The sequence below is a fragment of the Blautia sp. MSJ-36 genome (assembly GCF_018917985.1).
GTDB lineage: Bacteria > Bacillota > Clostridia > Lachnospirales > Lachnospiraceae > Blautia_A.
Map to the genome: position 1 here is coordinate 1 of NZ_JAHLPQ010000013.1, position 19,193 is coordinate 19,193.

At 46.7% G+C, this 19,193-nt stretch carries 15 protein-coding genes and 4 tRNA genes; 2 read left to right on the forward strand and 17 right to left on the reverse strand.

From position 1 onward, the window contains the following. Positions 1–210: 210 nt before the first annotated feature. The 9 genes from KQI39_RS10275 to KQI39_RS10315 all read right to left on the reverse strand — a co-directional run bounded on the left by KQI39_RS10275 (position 211) and on the right by KQI39_RS10315 (position 10,714). The gene (locus tag KQI39_RS10275; RefSeq protein ID WP_216418222.1) at positions 211–2,010 is read right to left on the reverse strand and encodes a nitric oxide reductase activation protein; all 1,800 of its coding nucleotides are present in this window, start codon (positions 2,008–2,010) and stop codon (positions 211–213) included. Further along, on the reverse strand, positions 2,003–2,920 hold the full coding sequence (locus KQI39_RS10280; protein ID WP_216418224.1) for an AAA family ATPase: 918 nt from the start codon (positions 2,918–2,920) through the stop codon (positions 2,003–2,005). The genes KQI39_RS10275 and KQI39_RS10280 overlap by 8 nt, the downstream gene beginning before the upstream one ends. Positions 2,921–3,085: 165 nt before the next feature. Continuing rightward, positions 3,086–5,203, reverse strand: a complete 2,118-nt coding sequence (locus KQI39_RS10285) for a glutamine synthetase III family protein (protein WP_216418226.1) — start codon at positions 5,201–5,203, stop codon at positions 3,086–3,088. 93 nt (positions 5,204–5,296) lie between these two features. Beyond that, positions 5,297–6,262: a diacylglycerol/lipid kinase family protein gene (locus KQI39_RS10290; RefSeq protein WP_118062111.1), complete on the reverse strand. Its 966-nt coding sequence runs from the start codon at positions 6,260–6,262 to the stop codon at positions 5,297–5,299. Positions 6,263–6,441: 179 nt separating this feature from the next. Continuing rightward, positions 6,442–6,515 (reverse strand) — tRNA-Met (locus KQI39_RS10295). A 16-nt stretch (positions 6,516–6,531) separates the two neighbouring features. After that, a tRNA-Val gene (locus KQI39_RS10300) sits at positions 6,532–6,604 on the reverse strand. A gap of 7 nt (positions 6,605–6,611) precedes the next feature. Continuing rightward, positions 6,612–6,685: transfer RNA gene (locus KQI39_RS10305), tRNA-Met, on the reverse strand. A 16-nt stretch (positions 6,686–6,701) separates the two neighbouring features. After that, a tRNA-Val gene (locus tag KQI39_RS10310) sits at positions 6,702–6,774 on the reverse strand. A gap of 184 nt (positions 6,775–6,958) precedes the next feature. Continuing rightward, complete coding sequence (locus KQI39_RS10315) at positions 6,959–10,714, reverse strand: phosphoribosylformylglycinamidine synthase (RefSeq protein WP_174088861.1); 3,756 nt, start codon at positions 10,712–10,714, stop codon at positions 6,959–6,961. A 153-nt stretch (positions 10,715–10,867) separates the two neighbouring features. On the opposite strand from KQI39_RS10315, the gene KQI39_RS10320 reads away from it, so the two are divergent. Next, positions 10,868–11,746, forward strand: coding sequence for a LysR family transcriptional regulator (locus KQI39_RS10320; RefSeq protein ID WP_216418227.1), 879 nt, complete (start codon positions 10,868–10,870; stop codon positions 11,744–11,746). Between the two features lie 68 nt (positions 11,747–11,814). Here the strand turns inward: KQI39_RS10320 and KQI39_RS10325 are convergent, their stop codons facing one another. From KQI39_RS10325 to KQI39_RS10335, 3 genes are all read right to left on the reverse strand, one after another. Beyond that, positions 11,815–12,651, reverse strand: coding sequence for an Mrp/NBP35 family ATP-binding protein (locus KQI39_RS10325; RefSeq protein ID WP_021976075.1), 837 nt, complete (start codon positions 12,649–12,651; stop codon positions 11,815–11,817). Positions 12,652–12,746: 95 nt separating this feature from the next. Continuing rightward, complete coding sequence (locus tag KQI39_RS10330) at positions 12,747–13,124, reverse strand: metal-sensing transcriptional repressor (protein WP_021976076.1); 378 nt, start codon at positions 13,122–13,124, stop codon at positions 12,747–12,749. A gap of 14 nt (positions 13,125–13,138) precedes the next feature. Next, on the reverse strand, positions 13,139–13,366 hold the full coding sequence (locus KQI39_RS10335; RefSeq protein ID WP_216418229.1) for a hypothetical protein: 228 nt from the start codon (positions 13,364–13,366) through the stop codon (positions 13,139–13,141). A gap of 173 nt (positions 13,367–13,539) precedes the next feature. On the opposite strand from KQI39_RS10335, the gene KQI39_RS10340 reads away from it, so the two are divergent. Beyond that, the gene (locus KQI39_RS10340; RefSeq protein ID WP_021976077.1) at positions 13,540–14,112 is read left to right on the forward strand and encodes a xanthine phosphoribosyltransferase; all 573 of its coding nucleotides are present in this window, start codon (positions 13,540–13,542) and stop codon (positions 14,110–14,112) included. Between the two features lie 81 nt (positions 14,113–14,193). On the opposite strand, the gene KQI39_RS10345 is transcribed toward KQI39_RS10340, so the two are convergent. The 5 genes from KQI39_RS10345 to KQI39_RS10365 are packed head-to-tail and all read right to left on the reverse strand — an operon-like array spanning position 14,194 to position 19,132. Further along, positions 14,194–15,615: a substrate-binding domain-containing protein gene (locus KQI39_RS10345; protein WP_216418231.1), complete on the reverse strand. Its 1,422-nt coding sequence runs from the start codon at positions 15,613–15,615 to the stop codon at positions 14,194–14,196. Between the two features lie 14 nt (positions 15,616–15,629). After that, positions 15,630–16,250, reverse strand: a complete 621-nt coding sequence (locus KQI39_RS10350; RefSeq protein WP_216418233.1) for a WYL domain-containing protein — start codon at positions 16,248–16,250, stop codon at positions 15,630–15,632. A gap of 9 nt (positions 16,251–16,259) precedes the next feature. Further along, positions 16,260–16,988: a type 1 glutamine amidotransferase gene (locus KQI39_RS10355; RefSeq protein ID WP_021976080.1), complete on the reverse strand. Its 729-nt coding sequence runs from the start codon at positions 16,986–16,988 to the stop codon at positions 16,260–16,262. After that, positions 16,985–18,319, reverse strand: a complete 1,335-nt coding sequence (locus KQI39_RS10360; RefSeq protein ID WP_216418235.1) for a MurT ligase domain-containing protein — start codon at positions 18,317–18,319, stop codon at positions 16,985–16,987. Before KQI39_RS10360 ends, KQI39_RS10355 begins: the two co-directional genes overlap by 4 nt. A gap of 30 nt (positions 18,320–18,349) precedes the next feature. After that, complete coding sequence (locus tag KQI39_RS10365) at positions 18,350–19,132, reverse strand: phosphatidylinositol-specific phospholipase C/glycerophosphodiester phosphodiesterase family protein (protein WP_252196689.1); 783 nt, start codon at positions 19,130–19,132, stop codon at positions 18,350–18,352. Between the last annotated feature and the right edge of the window lie 61 nt (positions 19,133–19,193).

Sequence of the window (19,193 nt, forward strand, 5' to 3'; positions counted from 1 at the left end):
CCTGTGATTTAATATTTGTGGTTTGCAGACCTACATTTATTTTAACACAGGAGATTACTTATATCTAAAGATCTTCCCTCCCCCTGCATAGCAGGGGGTTTATTTTTACTGTCACACAAAAATTAGTCACTATGCAGCTTTTATGCTAACATAGTGACTGTATTCTTGTTAATTGAATATTATACATTCCGAAAAAAATGTCGTTTTTTTTCAGTTATCTGCTTCCAGCTGTTTTGTCAGATATCGTCCTACGATCTTGGAAAAATTTCCGATATCCCGGATATAGGCAAAATCCTTTCCAAAGATCTTCTTTTCCGCTGCAAGATCCTTCTCTTCTCCCGCAAATACTCCCAGAACACTGACCCCCTGGCTGCGGAGGCGGCGCACTTCTGTTGCAGTGTCTGCGATGGCATATTTTCCCTGATAAGGTGCCGGATTTTTTGCATTGGGACGGTTTATGATCACATCATAAGGACGGCCGTCACTTAAGATGATCAGGATCTTTTTCTCCTCTTCTCTCTGTAAAAGGCCGTATCCCACTGCTTTTATGGCAAGCCCGTCGCGGTTGTTAGATGAAGTCACATAATTGAAAATATCATCATCTGCCGCGACCGGATCCTCATACTCCCGAAACCTGTGCAGGATGGTATGATCCCAGAATGTACAGTAACTCATAACCCGGTGGGGGATGTCCACATTACTTAAGGCAGAACTGATCATATAGGCCTGCAACGCCACATCTCCCTGTCGGCTCATCTGGGAACCGCTGGCATCGATCAGCACATCTACCACAAAATCTGTATTATCCCCACGGAGGATCCGTTTAAAAAGATTCGCCTCGCTGCTTCTTCCTACACGCCACAGCCTGGAAGGAACGATGGTTCCCCGGTCTGAGAGGACTTCCTGGTTTTCACTTCGGATCACCAGTGCTTTTTTCAGAAGTTCCGTCAGCATGGAAATATTCCGTTTCGCAATCCTGTGCTTGTCATGATAGACCCATATGTTCTTATTACGCAGACGCTTTGCATACTGATACTGATAATTATCACGAACCGGATCTTTCAGGATCCCTTCTGTAAAATACAGGCTGCAGTCTCCGTGTATTCCCCGGCACATAAGATGGTTCATTCTTTTTTCTTCCGCAGGTGTGAGATAGGTTTTTCCAAAATTCAGTTCCACATAGGTATGGGCTTTCTGAAGAGCTTCCTCTGAAACCACCGTGATCTTGTTTTTCACCTTACGTTTTTCTTCCATATCCTGTGTCAGCGAGGAATCTTCAATATCCGTCATCCGGTCTGTGAGCTTCTCCACATAATTTTCCAGCGCTTCCTCATACATCTCTTCATTAAGATAGTCTTCCCATCCAAATTCCGTCAGTTCTTCCAGCGTCACCGCCATCACACGGTCCAGGGAACCGTTTTTCTTCTCAAAGTCCGGATCGATCACCGTATTATAGAGGCTGTCGATGATCCGAATCAGTTCCATGGTATCTCCGCTTTCTGCACAGGCATAGATCTGATCCCGAAATGCAGACAGTTTTTTCTCCAAGGGCTGCACACTTCCTGCAAGTATATCACGGAATACCGCAATTTTCAGCCTGTCCAACAGCTTATCGTAGGAAGGCAAAGTTTCATATTCCTGATCCAGGATATCTTCCAGAGCTTTTTTTCTCATGCTGCGGACTCCCGGGCGTTCTTCGCAGATCCGCTCTCCCACCGCCGCTTCGATGCAGAGCTGTGTCAGACCGGTCAGCTCTGTCTCAGAGGCATCCAGATAGATTTTTTTTACAAGATAAAGGCCAAGAAGATTTTTGTCAAAAAATCTAGCAAAAGCCCCCTGTTTGATCCCATCGTAAAGAGCGATCTCTTTTGAGCGGAGAAACAGCGATACATCCGGCTTCACATCCAGGGTATAATCGCCGCTTACCGTCCAGAGGAGATTACGGATCCGGTTTTCCAGCTCCATCTTGTAATCTTCTATAGAAAGTTCTTCTGTCAGATCTTTATGCATAGACATCGTCCTTTGTCCACTCTTCCGGGATCCTTGTACGGACTACATCGTCCACGATCTCCTTTTCAAAAATATCGAATGTCTTGTTTACCACTCCCATCTGCACTGCAGCCAGTGGAGAAAGTCCCGCGCGGACGATCTTCATGGCAGCCAGAAGGCCGCGGAGATCCAGGGATTTTGTGGATATCTCACTGTTTACAGATTTTTTCTGAAGATCCATAAAAACACCGATAAACTGTTCCACTGCTTTTTCTTTTGCTTCCGGGAACATTTTATTAAAAATGAACCCTAAAGTTTCCTCTGTCTGGGCCGGCATATCGATCACCAGAAAACGGGATACAAGTGCTTCGTTCAGCTCTTTTGTTCCTGCATATCCATAGTTCATGGTTCCGATAAAACGTGCCGCCGGATGGAGATCAATCCTGTCATATCCGGGAACATCAATGGAACGGCGGTAGTCCAGAGTCGCGTGAAGGACGGAGACCGCATCGTTCTTTGCCATGTTGATCTCATCCAGGATACCGAAACCACCGTACTCGGCACACTGGTAGATGCTGCCCTTCCTGAGGCAGACTTCATTGTTTACAAAGGTATCCGTTCCAATAAGGTCCCCACTGTTTGTGTTGACATGAAACGATACATTATAGATCGGACGGCCAAAAGCATAAGCCAGATTTTCGGCCAGGATATTTTTTCCGGTGGCTTTCGGGCCTGCAAGGAGGAGATTTTCCCCTTCCAGAAGTCCTGCAATAGCCATTTCCAGGATTTCTTTTCCATAGAACGGAATGGAAGGTCTGGTGACTCTGGCTGCGGCCGCTTCATCAACGCCATAATTTTTTCGGAATTCCTCGACGCCATGGATCAGGTCTTCGGAAACGTTTTGTTCTTTTAAAAATTCTAATTCTTTCATATATATATTTACTCCTGAATCTGATTCAAGCGGATAAAAACCTAACAGTTTCTTTCTCCGCCAGGTAAAAAACGGGACAGATCTTACATCCGTCCCGTCATTTGCTTTCAAAGATGCCTCTGCATTCAGGGAACATCTCTTATTTCTTATATTTTATTCAGCCGATCATACCTCAAAGATCAAATCGCCGTAAGATGGCATCGGCCACATATCTTTGTCCACAATCATCTCAAGCTCATCTACCGGTTTTCTTAATGCTTTCATTGCCGGTACAACGCTCTCTCTGAAGAATACGGCACGGTCACGTCCCTCTTCATGAGCTTCCGCCTCTGCGATCAGTCCGGAAAGTTTGTCCATGGCTGCCTTGGTCTCTGCGAGAAGCGTGGAGGATTTTTCCAGAAGGCTTGTCTGCACACTGACATCAAGCGCTGCACTTACTGCTTTTACAGAATTGATGGACTCTGCAAGAACGGTTGTGTAACGGATGACTGCAGGGATGATCTGCTTGGTTGCAATATCCACCATGGTCTTGGCCTCGATGTTGATGGCTTTTGCATAACCTTCGTACTGAATCTCTGCTCTGGACTCAAGCTCTGCTCTTGTGAATACATTGAAGGATTCAAACAGCTTCACTGCCTTGTCTGTAGTCAGTGCAGGAATAGCATCTACCATGGACGGAAGGATCGGAAGTCCACGTCTCTTTGCCTCAGTCTCCCACTCCGGTGCATATCCGTTTCCGTTGAATACAATACGCTGATGCTCCGTTGCGTACTCTTTGATCAGGTCATGTACTGCGGTGTCAAAATCTTCTGCTGCTTCCAGACGGTCGCATGCCTCGCGGAATACTTCTGCCGCAATGGTGTTCAGTACAACGTTGCACTCGGAAATAGAATCACGGGAACCTACCATACGGAACTCGAATTTGTTTCCTGTGAATGCAAACGGTGAGGTTCTGTTTCGGTCTGTTGCATCTTTCATGAAATCCGGAAGTGTCTTAACACCGGTATCCAGGATCTCGCCGGTCTTGCTGTGTGTGGCAGTACCTGTGCTGATCAGCTGCTCCAGCACGTCCTGAAGCTGCTCGCCAAGGAATACGGAAATAACTGCAGGTGGTGCCTCATTTCCGCCAAGACGCTCGTCGTTTCCAACGTCTGCCGCTGATTCTCTTAAAAGATCTGCATGTTCATCAACCGCTTTCAGGATACAGGTCAGTACAAGAAGGAACTGGATATTCTCATGAGGAGTTTTACCTGGCTCAAGAAGGTTGATTCCGTCATCGGTTGTCAGGGACCAGTTGTTGTGTTTACCGGAACCGTTCACTCCTGCGAAAGGTTTCTCATGAAGCAGGCAGCGCATACCGTGGCGGCTGGCAACTTTTTTAAGGATACGCATCATGATCTGGTTGTGATCTGCAGCGATATTTACCGGTGCGTAGATCGGAGCCAGCTCATGCTGTGCAGGTGCAACCTCGTTATGCTGTGTCTTGGCTGTTACGCCCAGTTTCCAGCACTCCTCGTTGACTTCTTTCATGTATGCGGAGATTCTCTGACGGATGGTTCCGAAATAATGGTCATCCATCTCCTGTCCTTTCGGAGGCATGGCACCGAAAAGTGTTCTTCCTGTGTAGATCAGGTCTTTTCTCTGGAGCCATTTCTGTTTGTCAACCAGGAAATATTCCTGTTCGGCTCCAACGGAAGGAGTTACTTTTTTGGAAGTTGTATTTCCGAAAAGGCGGAGAAGACGAAGTGCCTGTGTGTTGATCGCTTCCATGGAACGAAGAAGCGGTGTTTTCTGGTCAAGTGCCTCTCCTGTATAGGAACAGAATGCGGTAGGGATGCATAAGATTCCGCCTGCTGCATCATGACGCACAAAAGCTGGTGAGGTACAATCCCATGTTGTATAACCTCTTGCCTCAAATGTTGCACGAAGTCCTCCGGACGGGAATGAAGATGCATCCGGCTCACCTTTAATGAGTTCCTTGCCGGAAAAGCTTAAGAGTACCTTGCCGTCCTCTCTTGGCGCTGTGACAAATGCGTCATGCTTCTCAGCAGTAACACCTGTCAGCGGCTGGAACCAGTGACAATAATGAGTGGCACCTTTCTCGATAGCCCATTCTTTCATCTCATGTGCAACCACATCAGCGATCTCCATGGACAGCTCCTTGCCCTCTTCTATTGTCTTTTTCAGTTCGCGGTATACCTTCTTCGGCAGACGGTCCTGCATAACAGAATCGTTAAATACATCGCAGCCAAAGATTTCCTTTACGTTGATATAATCTCCCATTTCTTCCTCCTTTTCGTTCCTGTATATCCAGTCTTTCTTATGAGGAAAGACGTTTTCACCTCTGTATGATCACCTTGTCCTCGGATGCCCGGATCATTCTTCGCTGTTCTGGGTGATCTCCTTGAGCTCCTGCATTTTCTGGTTCAGCCGGCTTTTTTTCTGTTTCTTACTGCTGGTGAGATAAAGGTTCATGGCCTCATGAAGATTATCGATCTCCACACGGGTCTGGTCTCCTCCGAATTCTCCGTCCAGCGTCCACGGAACAGCCTCCTCCGACTCGATCACAACATGCGCAGACTTAAAAGAATAGATCAGATCTGTATTATCCTCTGCAGTAAGAAGTGCAGTCATGATCTCCTGAAGCTCCAGTGGATTCTTCGGATTGGTGATCAGTGTCACCTCAAACAGTCCGTCATTCATATCCACGTTTTTTCCGGTAAGATTCTTAAATCCGCCTACAGATCTGGAATTGCTGATCATACCGTAGATAAAATCATTCTCCACAGTCAGCTCATCGGAGGTTACCTTCAGATGATAGGATTTCACCTCAAAAAGCTGTTTCATCCCTTCCAGCACATAGGCAACATGTCCCAGGATATTTTTCAGATCCTGGTCTGTCTCATAGGAAACATTGGTAAACAGTCCAAACGCAGCCACATAGGCAAATGTCTGGTTATTAAATTTACCGATGTCACAGTGATAGATCTGCTCCTCCATGATCATGGATGCAGCTGCAGTCATACTCTTCGGCATAAACAGACTGTTGGCAAAATCATTGGTGCTTCCTGCCGGGATATAGCCGATCGGTGTCTGGCTGCCCACTTCCACGATTCCGGTAACCACTTCATCCAGTGTACCATCACCACCACTGCAGGCGATCAGATCCACCTGATCCGCATATTCCTTCACCTGTTCATAAGCATCCTTCGGTCCCTGTGTGGCACGGATGATCACTTCGTACCCACCTTTGTTAAAGATATCCACAATGTCCAGCAGATGCGTCTTGATTCTTCCTTTTCCTGCTTTGGGGTTGAAAACAAAAAGCATTCTTTTTTTCATTATCCAATCCTCATTTCCCGAAATGATTCGTTATGTCTATTCTTTTACTATGATAAAAAAAACGATGTAAAATGTCAATCTTAAGTTTTTACATCTGGTCTTACCACAGACATTCGGAAATTTATAACAAAAAAAGTCCGAAAACCCAATAAAATTGAATCTTCAGACCTTTTGTTAAGTAGCGAGAGGGGGATTCGAACCCTCGACACCACGGGTATGAACCGTGTGCTCTAGCCAACTGAGCTATCTCGCCATATTCTTTTGTAACATGGGACCTATAGGGCTCGAACCTATGACCCTCTGCTTGTAAGGCAGATGCTCTCCCAGCTGAGCTAAGATCCCACATAAGTAGCGAGAGGGGGATTCGAACCCTCGACACCACGGGTATGAACCGTGTGCTCTAGCCAACTGAGCTATCTCGCCATATCTTTTTGTAACATGGGACCTATAGGGCTCGAACCTATGACCCTCTGCTTGTAAGGCAGATGCTCTCCCAGCTGAGCTAAGATCCCATAACAGTTGCTCGTCTTAAGAACTCTTCTGTTCCGCAACTCGCTTTGCTATTATATAATGGTTTCTGACTTGTGTCAACAGTTTTTTTCACTTTTTTTAAATTTTTTAAAAAATATATGTTTTTTTGTATTTTTACAGTGGCAGGGAGGTCTGAAATCCCCTGCCACTGCAAGCTTACGGATATTACTTGAAGTATTCTACACCAGATTCGAAAATCTTGATATCCTGCTCTCCATAGATATTTACAGCCACACCTGCGTCACGACGCTCGCTGTGCGCCATCTTTCCGAGAACACGTCCATCCGGGCTTGTGATACCTTCGATGTTCATATAAGAACCGTTTACATTGAACTCGCCCTCATAGCCTGTTTCATCTACCGGTACATACTCCGTTGCGATCTGTCCGTTTTCTTTGAGTTTCTTCAGCCACTCATCGTTTGCGACAAAACGTCCCTCTCCATGGGAAGCCGGGTTGCAGTATACACCGCCAAGCTGTGCTTTCTGAAGCCATGGTGACTTGTTGCTGACAACCTTGGTGTAAACCATCTTGGATACGTGACGGCCGATGGTGTTGTAGGTCAGTGTCGGAGAATCCTCTTTCTGACCACAGATCTCGCCGTACGGTACCAGTCCCAGTTTGATCAGGGCCTGGAATCCGTTGCAGATACCAAGTGCCAGACCATCGCGCTCATTGAGAAGCTTCATAACTGCCTCTTTGATCTTCTCATTCTGGAATGCAGTTGCAAAGAATTTCGCAGATCCATCCGGCTCATCACCTGCTGAGAATCCACCCGGGAACATGATCATCTGTGCCTGGCTGATAGCTTTCTCAAAGATCTCCACAGAATCATGGATATCTTCTGCTGTCAGGTTTTTGAATACTTTTACATCTACTTCAGCGCCTGCTCTCTCAAATGCACGGGTGCTGTCGTACTCGCAGTTTGTTCCAGGGAATACCGGAATAAATACCCGTGGTTTTGCCACTTTATGTTTGCATACATAGATGCTGTCTGCTTTGTAAAGGGAACCGTCATCTGCTTTGACATCCTCGGTTCCTGCTGCTGTCTTGAATACGTTCTCCAGAGTGCCCTCCCATGTGGAAAGTGCCTCTTTCAGAGTGATCTCAGTATCGCCGTAGGAGAATTTCGCATCGTCTGTAGCCTCACCGATTACTGTGTAAGTGATAGCAAGCTCGCCGACTTTTCCATCCGGAACTTCGCAGATGATATCTCCGAATGCCGGGGCAAAGAAATCTCTTGGATCAAGGCTATGCTCGATCTTCACGCCCATGCCGTTACCAAATGCCATCTTGCTGACTGCTGCGGCGATTCCATGACGGTCAAGTGCATATGCGGAGATCACACGGCCAGCCTGGATATCCTGATGTAATTTGTCATACTGCTCCATAAGAGCCGGATAATCCGGAAGGTCATAAGCGTCCTTCGGTGCACGGAGCCATACCAGTTTGCTTCCTGCTTTTTTGAGCTCCGGTGTGATCACGTCTTTTACTTTTGCAACATCCACTGCGAAAGATACCAGTGTCGGAGGAACATCAATGTCATTGAAGGTTCCGGACATACTGTCCTTACCGCCGATGGAAGGAAGGCCGAATCCGATCTGTGCCGCATAAGCGCCAAGCAGTGCGGAGAACGGCTGGCTCCATCTCTTCGGATCTTCGGTCATACGACGGAAGTATTCCTGGAATGTGAAGCGGATCTTCTTATAGTCACCACCGGTTGCAACGATCTTGGCAACAGACTCTGTTACTGCGTAAGATGCTCCATGATACGGGCTCCAGGAGGAAAGGTATGGATCGAAGCCGTAGCTCATCATGGTAACTGTCTCTGTTTTTCCGTTCTGTACCGGAACTTTTGCAACCATGGACTGTGTCTCTGTCAGCTGATATTTACCACCGTGAGGCATAAATACGCTGCCTGCGCCGATGGAGCCGTCAAACATCTCCACAAGACCTTTCTGTGAGCATACATTCAGGTCAGCGAGAGTATCCAGCCATTTTTTCTTTACGTCTGTGACATCCGGACGTTTTTCAAAAAGGTTTCCGTCTTTGGACGGGATCTCAACCTCAACGGAAGTCTCCTGATGTGCACCGTTGGTATCCAGGAATGCACGGGAAATATTTACGATCTCTTTTCCTCTCCAGTTGAGGACAAGGCGTGGCTCCTTAGTTACAACTGCAACAGGAACTGCCTCAAGATTCTCTTCATTTGCGTATTTCAGGAAAGTATCCACATCTTTCGGGTCAACCACAACAGCCATACGCTCCTGAGACTCGGAGATGGCGATCTCAGTTCCGTCAAGACCTGCATACTTCTTCGGAACTTTGTCAAGGTCGATCTGAAGTCCTGGTGCCAGCTCGCCGATGGCAACAGAAACACCGCCCGCACCGAAGTCATTACATTTCTTGATGATATGGCTGACTTCTTCTCTGCGGAACATTCTCTGGATCTTACGCTCTGTCGGTGCATTACCTTTCTGCACCTCTGCGCCGCAGACCTCAATGGAAGCCTCTGTGTGAACCTTGGAAGAACCGGTAGCACCACCGATACCGTCACGGCCGGTACGTCCTCCAAGAAGGATGATGATATCTCCCGGATCGGAATTCTCACGGATAACCGCACGTCTCGGAGCAGCACCCATAACCGCACCGATCTCCATACGTTTTGCAACGTAGTCCGGATGATAGATTTCTTTTACAGCACCGGTTGCAAGACCGATCTGGTTTCCGTAGGAGCTGTAACCGTGAGCTGCGCTGCGGACAAGTTTCTTCTGCGGAAGTTTACCCTTCAGAGTTTCTTTTACGGATACAGTCGGATCAGCCGCACCGGTTACACGCATTGCCTGATATACATAGGTACGTCCGGAAAGCGGGTCACGGATGGCACCGCCAAGGCAGGTAGCCGCACCACCAAAAGGCTCGATCTCGGTCGGATGGTTGTGGGTCTCATTCTTGAAGTTGATCAGCCACTCTTCTTCTTTTCCGTCCACATCCACCGGTACCACGATACTGCAGGCATTGATCTCATCGGACTCTTCCTGGTCTGCAAGTTTGCCTTCTGCTTTCAGTTTCTTCATTGCCATAAGAGCCAGATCCATCAGGCAGACAAATTTGTCATCACGGCCTTTGTACATGTTCTTATGGGCATCCAGATATTCTTCGTATGTTTTTTCGATTGGAGCTTTATAGTCGCCTTCATCAAACTTCACGCTGGTAAGCTCTGTGGAGAAAGTGGTATGTCGGCAGTGATCAGACCAGTAAGTATCCAGAACACGGATTTCTGTCATGGACGGATCACGTTTCTCTTCATTTTTAAAATATTTCTGGATATGCTGGAAATCCTTGAATGTCATGGCAAGGTTCAAAGAAGCGTACAGCTCTTTCAGATCAGCCTCTGCCATATCCTTGAATCCGTCAAAGATCTTCACATCCTCAGGGTCCGGGAATACGGTTACCAGTGTCTCCGGTTTCTCAAGTCCTGTCTCACGGGAATCCACCGGGTTAATGCAGTGATGTTTGATTGCCTCAAACTCTGCGTCTGTAACGGTTCCCTCAATTACATAAGTAGTTGCGGAGCGGATGATCGGTGCCGCATTCTCATCCAGGAACTGTACACACTGTACAGCGGAGTCTGCTCTCTGGTCAAACTGTCCAGGGAGGAATTCTACGGAAAATACACGTGCGCCCTCTGCCACATCAAATTTCTCAAGATACAGATCATCTACCGGCGGCTCTGCAAATACGGTCTTGCAGGCTTTCTCAAATACTTCATCGGAGATATTCTCCACGTCATAACGGATCAGCTCACGGACTGCTGTCACAGTGCTGATGCCAAGATAATGTTTGATCTCATGTTTCAGTTCCTTTGCTTTTACTGCAAAGGCAGGTTTCTTTTCTACATACACACGTCTTACGTTGCTCATAGAAGGCTCCTTTCTCTATATCCGATAATAAGGATGGTAAACGTGCAGAAAGCATTTCTGTCTTTCTTTTCTGCTGAAAATATAGTATCATAGGAAATATCATTAGTAAAATTAATATATCTTATATCATTTATAAGCGGAGGATTTTTACATATGGATATCAATCTTGAACTCTACAAAGTGTTTTACTACGTGGCCACAACCCTAAGTTTTTCGGAGGCTTCCAGACAGCTTTTTATCTCCCAGTCTGCAGTCAGCCAGGCGGTCAAAAACCTGGAGAAAAAACTGGGCCACACCCTGTTCGTTCGAAGCACCAAACGGGTGATCCTGACTCCTGAGGGAGAGCTTCTTCTCCAGCACGTAAAACCGGCCCTTTCCATGCTTAACGAAGGCGAGGCAGCCCTTTCCGGCGAGGGAAATCTTACCGGTCAGCTGCGGATCGGTGCCAGCGATACTCTGTGCCGCTATTTCCTCATCCCTTATCTCCGCCGGTTCCACAAGGATCACCCGGAAGTGCGGATCAAGATCATCAACAGCACTTCCATCGGATGTGCGGAGCTTCTGGAAAACGGCCAGGCAGAACTGATCGTCACCAATTACCCCAACTCCCGGCTTTCTTCCCACACAAAACTTCAGACTGTGCTGGAATTCCGTGATATCTTCGTAGCAAACCCGGATTATTTTACCATGGGAAAAACGCCTCTTTCCCTGGAAAACCTTCTGGATTATCCCATCCTGATGCTTGCTCCGAAAAGCACTACCAGTGAATACCTTCATCAGGTGTTTGCGGCCCAGGGACTGAAGCTGCTGCCTGAGGTGGAACTGAACAGCAACGATATTTTGATCGACCTTGCGGAGATCGGACTTGGTATTGCCTGTATCCCGGACTATATGCTCCGCAACCGCCCGGGCCTGGAACCGGTCCACCTGAAAACACCGCTGCCTGCAAGAAGCGCCGTGATCGCACACCATGAAGCGCTGCAGCTTTCTCAGGCCGCCCAGTGCTTCCTGAAATATTTTTCCCAGATCTAAAAAGAGACCATCGGAATCCTTATTGTATCGGATTCCGATGGTCTTTTCTGTTATTGCCTTTTTATTCCTTACGCTTCATCTTTCGGCATTACATCTGCTGCCGCAGTGATATACTCGTTCTCGATCTTGCTGAACAGGCCGCTGTCTGCAAGCTCTGCAAGTTTCACATCGATCGGCATCTTGCCAAGTACCGGAACTTTAAGTTCTGCGGCGATCTCATCGATATGGCTCTCGCCAAAGACCTTGATCTCTTTTCCGCAGTCCGGACATTTCACGTAGCTGTAGTTCTCCACGATTCCAAGTACCGGAACTTTCATCATATCAGCCATATTGTAGGCTTTCTTGACGATCATGCGAACCAGATCCTGCGGGGAAGTAACGATCACAACACCGTCAATCGGCAGGGACTGGAATACAGTTAACGGAACATCTCCGGTTCCTGGCGGCATATCTACGAAGAGATAATCCAGCTCGCCCCAGATTACATCACTCCAGAACTGTTTTACCATATTTGCAAGGACCGGGCCTCTCCAGATTACCGGTGTCTCCTCATCCGGAAGCAGAAGGTTTACAGACATAACCTCAATTCCGTTTGCAGTTGGCATCGGATAGATTCCGTTGTCACTGCCCTGTGCATTACCCTTGATGCCATACATCTTCGGGATGGACGGACCTGTGATATCCGCATCCATAATGCCCACTTTATATCCCTTGGAAGCCATCAGATTGGCCAGGGAGCCTGTTACGAAGGATTTACCAACGCCACCCTTTCCGCTGACAACTCCGATCACATGTTTTACGTCAGAAAAAACATTTGGTTCTGCCATGAGGCTCTGGGGCTGTTTCTGGCCGCAGCCTTCACAGCTTGATTTGTTGCAGGATGAATTGCTGCACTCTTTTGCCATAATAGGTTCCTCTCATTCTTTGTATTTACACAGGCAGAACTGGCTCTCTGTCCGTGCATTTTCCTCATTCACGATTTGCTCATGAACTCCTTACCTTATTTCATAAATCTGTCGATCGCTTTTTCCAGTTCCTTGATAGCATCCCGGTCTCCATGCTCCACTGCATCCACGATACAGTGCTCTATATGATCCTGCAGGATGATCTTGCCTGTATTATTGATCGCAGATTTCACGGCTGACAGCTGGATCAGCACCTCGCTGCAGTCACGTCCGTCCTCCACCATGCGCTTGATGGATTCCATATGACCGATGGCCCTGGAAAGTCTGTTGAGCACAGCCTTGGTCTGTGCGTGGCTGTGATGATGAGGATGTGTGCCATTATGAGTATGCACATGTTCCTGCTCCCCATGGGTATGTTCAAGAACAGTTCCATCCTCGAGAACGTGCACATGCGTTTCGTTTTTATCACTCATGTGTAATTCCTCCTTCAGATTTCCGTGAAAGAACAGCGCTGCCGGATCATGGATGTCTGAATGTCAAAAATGATGGTTCCGTCTTCCAGTACTGTCTTCTCGTAGGAGACATCCTTTCCCTGAAATTTCTGTTTCACATACGCTTCCGGATCTGTGATCTCCACTTCTTCCACAAATACATCACGCATCTGATTTCTCGGGCATTTGTTAAAAATTTCCCAGATTACTTCGTACTCTTTCATCCGTGTCTGTTCCTTTCTTTGTCATCTTATCTATTATAATAATTTTATGTTTTTTTGTCAAAAATAATTGCACTCACGCAAATATTGTCGTATGATACATATTAAAAATATTACTGCTCTGTCCGTGAGCAGTAAACATACATTAATGTGATAAATCAAAGGAGATAAATTTCATGCAGCTTTTAAAAGACAGAATTCTGACAGACGGCGTAGTAAAAGAAGGAAATATTTTAAAAGTGGACAGCTTCCTGAATCATCAGATGGATATTGACCTGATCAATGAGATCGGTAAAGAATTCAAGAAACGTTTTGACCACTGTCCAATCACCAAGATCCTTACCATCGAGGCTTCCGGTATCGGTATTGCCTGCATTGCGGCACAGTATTTCCACGTACCGGTTGTATTTGCAAAGAAAGCACAGAGTGTAAACCTTGACGGTGAGATGTACACAACCAAGGTAGAATCTTTTACTCATAAAAAAGTTTACGATGTGATCCTTTCCAAGAAATTCCTCGGACCGGAAGATCACGTACTCCTGATTGATGATTTTCTTGCCAACGGCTGTGCACTTCTTGGCCTGATCGACATCGTCAAGAAATCCGGTGCAACTCTGGAAGGTGCCGGAATCGTTATCGAAAAAGGCTTCCAGTCCGGCGGACAGACCATCCGTGATATGGGTATCCATCTGGAATCCCTTGCCATCATTGATTCCATTGAAGGTGGCAAGCTTACTTTCCGCGAATAAGATTTATCATAAAAAATACTCCTGGAAACTTACGTATGTCGGTTTCCAGGAGTATTTTTATTTTGCCATATTTATTTTGTTTTATGCATCTGCACCTTTGGAAGGTTTCTCTGTAGGTGTCGGAGTTGCCGTTTCATCTGCTTCCGGTGTCGGAGTCACAGAAGCACCAGCCTCTTCTGACGGTGTCGGAGTGGTTTTGTCATCTTCTCCGTCAGCTTTCTCAGACGGTGTAGGAGTTACATCTTTATCCGGTTCTTCTGTTACCGTAACTTCCGGTGTTGCTGTCGGAATCGGTGTCGGAGTTGCTTCCGGTACAATCTCATTTTCATCATAATATCCGTCATCCACAAGCATCTGGTAATTATCCGCATCGATCAGCTGGATATCGCTTGTTACAGTTCCCACGATCTTGGTTCCGTTGTCATACTGCTCGTAATCAGAAATCTCCGGTTTCTCCCCTTTCAGAAAAGTGTCCACCATAGTCACACAGTCATTTGCCAGCACGCGGTTGTCAAAGAACAGACTGTCTGCAAGTTTTCCCTCAATCACAGCAGTTACTGCTTCTGCCTCACAGCCACAGCCAGTGATCATTGGCCATCCCTCTTCACCTGACACATGACCAGCATCCTCCAGGGCATCAACGGCACCAAGAGCAAGGTCATCGGCACCTGTGCAGATAATGTCCGGTGTGCCTTCTGTATAATTCTGGGAAAGAATCTCTGCCATATCGTTCTTCGCGGTATTTCTTCCGGAACGCATCACTGCAGTATCATCAAGCGTCTGCTTTCCTGAAGTGCACACCAGTGTTCCGTCATCGAAATATTCCTGAAGTTTTTCCATCACGCCATTATAAAAGAACAGTGCATCACGGTCATCCGGAGAACCCATCAGGAACTCGATGGTCAGCGTGCGTTTTTCTTCTCTGGCTTTCTCCAGATCCATTTTTTTGATGATGGAATCTCCCACCATTTTTCCTGCTTTTCTCGTATCAAAAGTAACATAATAGTTGATCTTATCCGTATCCATGATCAGCTGATCATAGGAAATTACAGGAATGGATTTCTCATAGACCTGCTCCAGCACATCATTCAGACCGTAGGCATCTACCGGTGCAATCACAAGGGCAGATGTTTTTTCATCGTCCAGAATGGACTGGATCTGTGACACCTGTGTATCACTGTCCTCATCTGCAAAAAAGATCTCCGCATCATAGCCGTCTCCTTCCAGTGCAGTCTGAAGACTTTCTCCATCCAGGGTCCAGCGGGAATCATCCGCAGCTGAAGGCAGAAATACTCCTACTTTCTTATCGGCAGCTGCTGTTTCTTTTTCTTCCTCTTTTTCTTCTTCCTCTGCATCATCGCTGTTTTTGGCTTTTCCTTCCGGATCTTCGGACTCTACACTTTCATTGGCAGCCTCTGTTGCCTCTTTGTTTTTGCCGCAGCCGGAAAGAACTGCTGTAAGAGCCAAAGCTCCCACAAGCAGGATCGCTGTTTTTTTCTTCATGGTCAAATCCTCTCCTATAAGCCTTTATATTCCTTTGCCAGTGATTTCAGATAATCTCTGTATGCCAGTGCGGATTTCTTTGGTTTCAGGATGCGGACATCTCCGCCCATACCTGTCAGCCAGCCGTAAAACTTGGAATTTTCCGGAAGCTGAACCGTTACCATCAGATCTCCGTTTTCCTTTATTTTATACTCTGCGTCTTCGCCAAAAAAATCACGGATTTCAGCCTGTGCAACGCCTGTACAGAGAAGGCGCATTTCTTTTTTTATGGTTCCCGCAGAATTCTTAAGAAGCGCCTGGTACCCACTTATATCAACGCTCTTTGTTTCTGCCTTTTCCTGAACTCTTTCCAGAGTGGAAACATTTGCATTTTCCTCCTGAACGGATGGCTGCTCTACTCCCTGCTGTCCAGCCAGATAGTAGCCGCCTGGTCTCTCCCTTGTATAGCGGATATCCATTCCAAAAGCCCGCAGAACCTCCACATCGTCATAAATGCTCTTTCGCTCCGCACGGATCCCATGTTCCATAAGATTTGCAAGAATCGCCTGCATGGATATTGCATGATGCTCCCCTGTCTCCCGCAGCATTTTTTCAAGATACAGGATCTTCGCTTTCTGATTGTTTGATTTTGCCATACTGACCTCTTATCCTTCGTTCTTTACAAAGCGGTGGAAAATATAGGAGTTTGCCTCCTGCTCCTCGCTGTCATCCAGTTTCTCAAGTTCGATCTTTTTTCCGTATTTCTTTTCCAGCGCGCGGCTGATCAGAAGATCAGCAAGCTGTGGATTCTTCGGAAGAAGGGGACCGTGAAGATAGGTTCCGATCACATTTTTGTATACAACGCCTTCCTCGCCGGACTGTCCGTCATTGCCATATCCGGACAGAACTTTTCCCAGGGGTTTGTTGTTTCCGATGGTGGTGCGTCCGCCATGGTTCTCAAATCCTACGATGGGCATGTCAAAAAGATCGCTCTGCATCACAATATTTCCAATAAGGCGGCCTTTTCCCTGCTCTGTGCTCATATCCACCAGTTTCAGGCCCTCGATCATTCCCTGATCGGTCTTATAATAGTTTCCAAGAAGCTGATATCCACCGCAGATTGCGATCACAACCCCGTTATCTTCCACATAAGCCTTGAAATCCTTCTGAATTTCTTTCAGCTTTTCACATACCAGCATCTGCTCACGGTCAGAACCGCCTCCCAGAAGAACGATATCCAGTTTGGAAAAGTCGATCTTGTCTCCCAGTTCAAACGCAATGGTTTCTGCCTCAATGCCTCTCCAGAGACAGCGTTTCATAAGGCACTGGATATTTCCTCTGTCACCGTAAAGGTTCAGAAGATCCGGATATAAATGTCCAATCGTTATCTTCATTTTTCCCCCTCCAGTTTCTTCAGAATATTTCTGGTGCCAAACAGCGCCGTGTAGTTTACAAGTACATAAAGATTGCCACATCCGTCCTCGATCCGCTTGCGGATGGCTGTCTCCACATCATTTTCCAGCATGGACGGGATATCCACATATTTCAGTCTGAGGCGCATATCCTGACAGCGAATGCCGCTGACTGTGATGGAATTGATATTATCTCCTCCGAAAAGGTCAAAATCCACGTCCCAGAGCCAGGAGATATCTTTTCCATCCTGTGCGTTATCGTTGATCACAATGATGATATCCTTGGGAGATTCATCCTGCATCACAGCTGAAATGTTCTGGTTAAAACCAGCCGGATTCTTGGCAAGGTTCAGGACAACGCTGGTGCCTTTGATCCGGAACTGCTCATTACGTCCGTTCTCAGGATTGAATTTCTTCAGCATCTCATTGAAATGTTCTGCCTTAAATCCTGCAGTACGGATTCCAGCATAAGCAGCCAGAATGTTATATACATTGTAAAAGCCTTTATAATTGGCCACGATCCGTTTATCTTCCACAGTAAATGCGATCTGGTCATCCACCTTCACATCTGTGGCATCAAAATTGATCTCCGGACGTTTAAATCCGCATTTCGGGCATCTGTAGTCACCAAGCTGGCTGTAATGATAAAAACTGTAGACCAGTCTCTCCCCGCAGCATTTACAGAAGCGGCCCTCACGGATCTCGTTCGTCTTGTTTTTGATCACCGGTTTACTGATTCCGTAGGTTACAAAAGGATTTCCGCAGTCCATGGCAAGATATGCGGACAGTGCATCGTCACCATTGACAATAACTTTCATATCCGGAACTTTTTTCATCATCTCTTCCAGGATGTTCATGGTGATATCGATCTCACCATAACGGTCCAGCTGATCACGGAACAGATTGGTCATAACCATATAATCCGGTTTGATCTTTGTGAACACGTGCCTTGTGGAAGCCTCGTCCACCTCAATACAGGCATAATCTGCATCCAGTTTTCCGCTGAATTTTGCACCCAGCACGAAAGCTGCCACAACTCCGTTCAGCATGTTGGAACCGGTATGGTTGCAGATGACTTTTTTGCCCTCTGCCTCCAGGCCTGCACAGAGCATGTTGTTGGTGGTTGTCTTTCCGTTGGTGCCACATACTACAAATATTTTTTCTCTTACCTGGGAGGAAAGCTCTTCCAGGATATCCGGGCATATCTTCAGTGCGATCTTACCGGCCCAGGTTACACCCTGGCGTCCCATAAGCTTACAGACATGTCCTGTAATTTTTGCTGCCATCACAGCAATGGTTGTTCTTATTTTCATAATCCTCTGATTCCTTTGTTTTTATTTCTCCTACCACAGATCATCTGCTGTCAGAAAATCGGTGCAGATTCCCTCCGCCCCCTGTGCAATATACTTTCTGGCCTGATTCCGGTCATTTACCGTGTATACATACAGTCGGATTCCCTTTTTTTCAAAAATTTCTTCTGTTTCTTCAGACCAGTATTTCCAGTAAATGGTTGCCGCAGGGATTCCCTTTTCTTCACAGAAAGATGCAATATGCTCCAGATCCTCCGCAGAATATTCCTGCCACAGCGAATATACATAGGAAGGAAAAGAATAGATCATGGCAGTTCCGGGAAACATCGCCTCACTGTAGATTTCCGGAATGATCTGATCCAGTACACTCTCTGCTCCAGCTGCTCTTGCAATTTCCACGTAATCACAGTAATCCTCCAGTGTTCTCTGATAATTACGCAGAGAATACTGCTTGGAATCGATCATCACATAGGCATCCGGATGCTCTTTCAGAAGCAGGAAAAAATCTTCCAGTGTCATCGGTGTGTATGTTCCATATATCTTACTGTTCTTAAACTGTTTCTCTGTAAGAACTTTTTTCCCGCTGCCTTTCCACTGCCCCATGGACTCCTTCCAGTTGTGCCGGCATACCCACACTCCGTCTGATGTTCTGGAAAGATCCAGCTCAAAAAGCCGTACGCCTTGTTGGTACATGGCAAGAAATCCCTCTCTGGAATTCAGATAGTCTCTTCCGTCCAGCCCGCCCAATGCATGGGCTATGGTTCGGTGATCCGACCATGAAAACTTCGTTGTGCCGGCAGTGGCGGTTCCTGTCATTGCAAAACTTCCTCCTATAAGAAAGAAGGAAACAATCAGAATTTCTATTGTCAGTATAAAA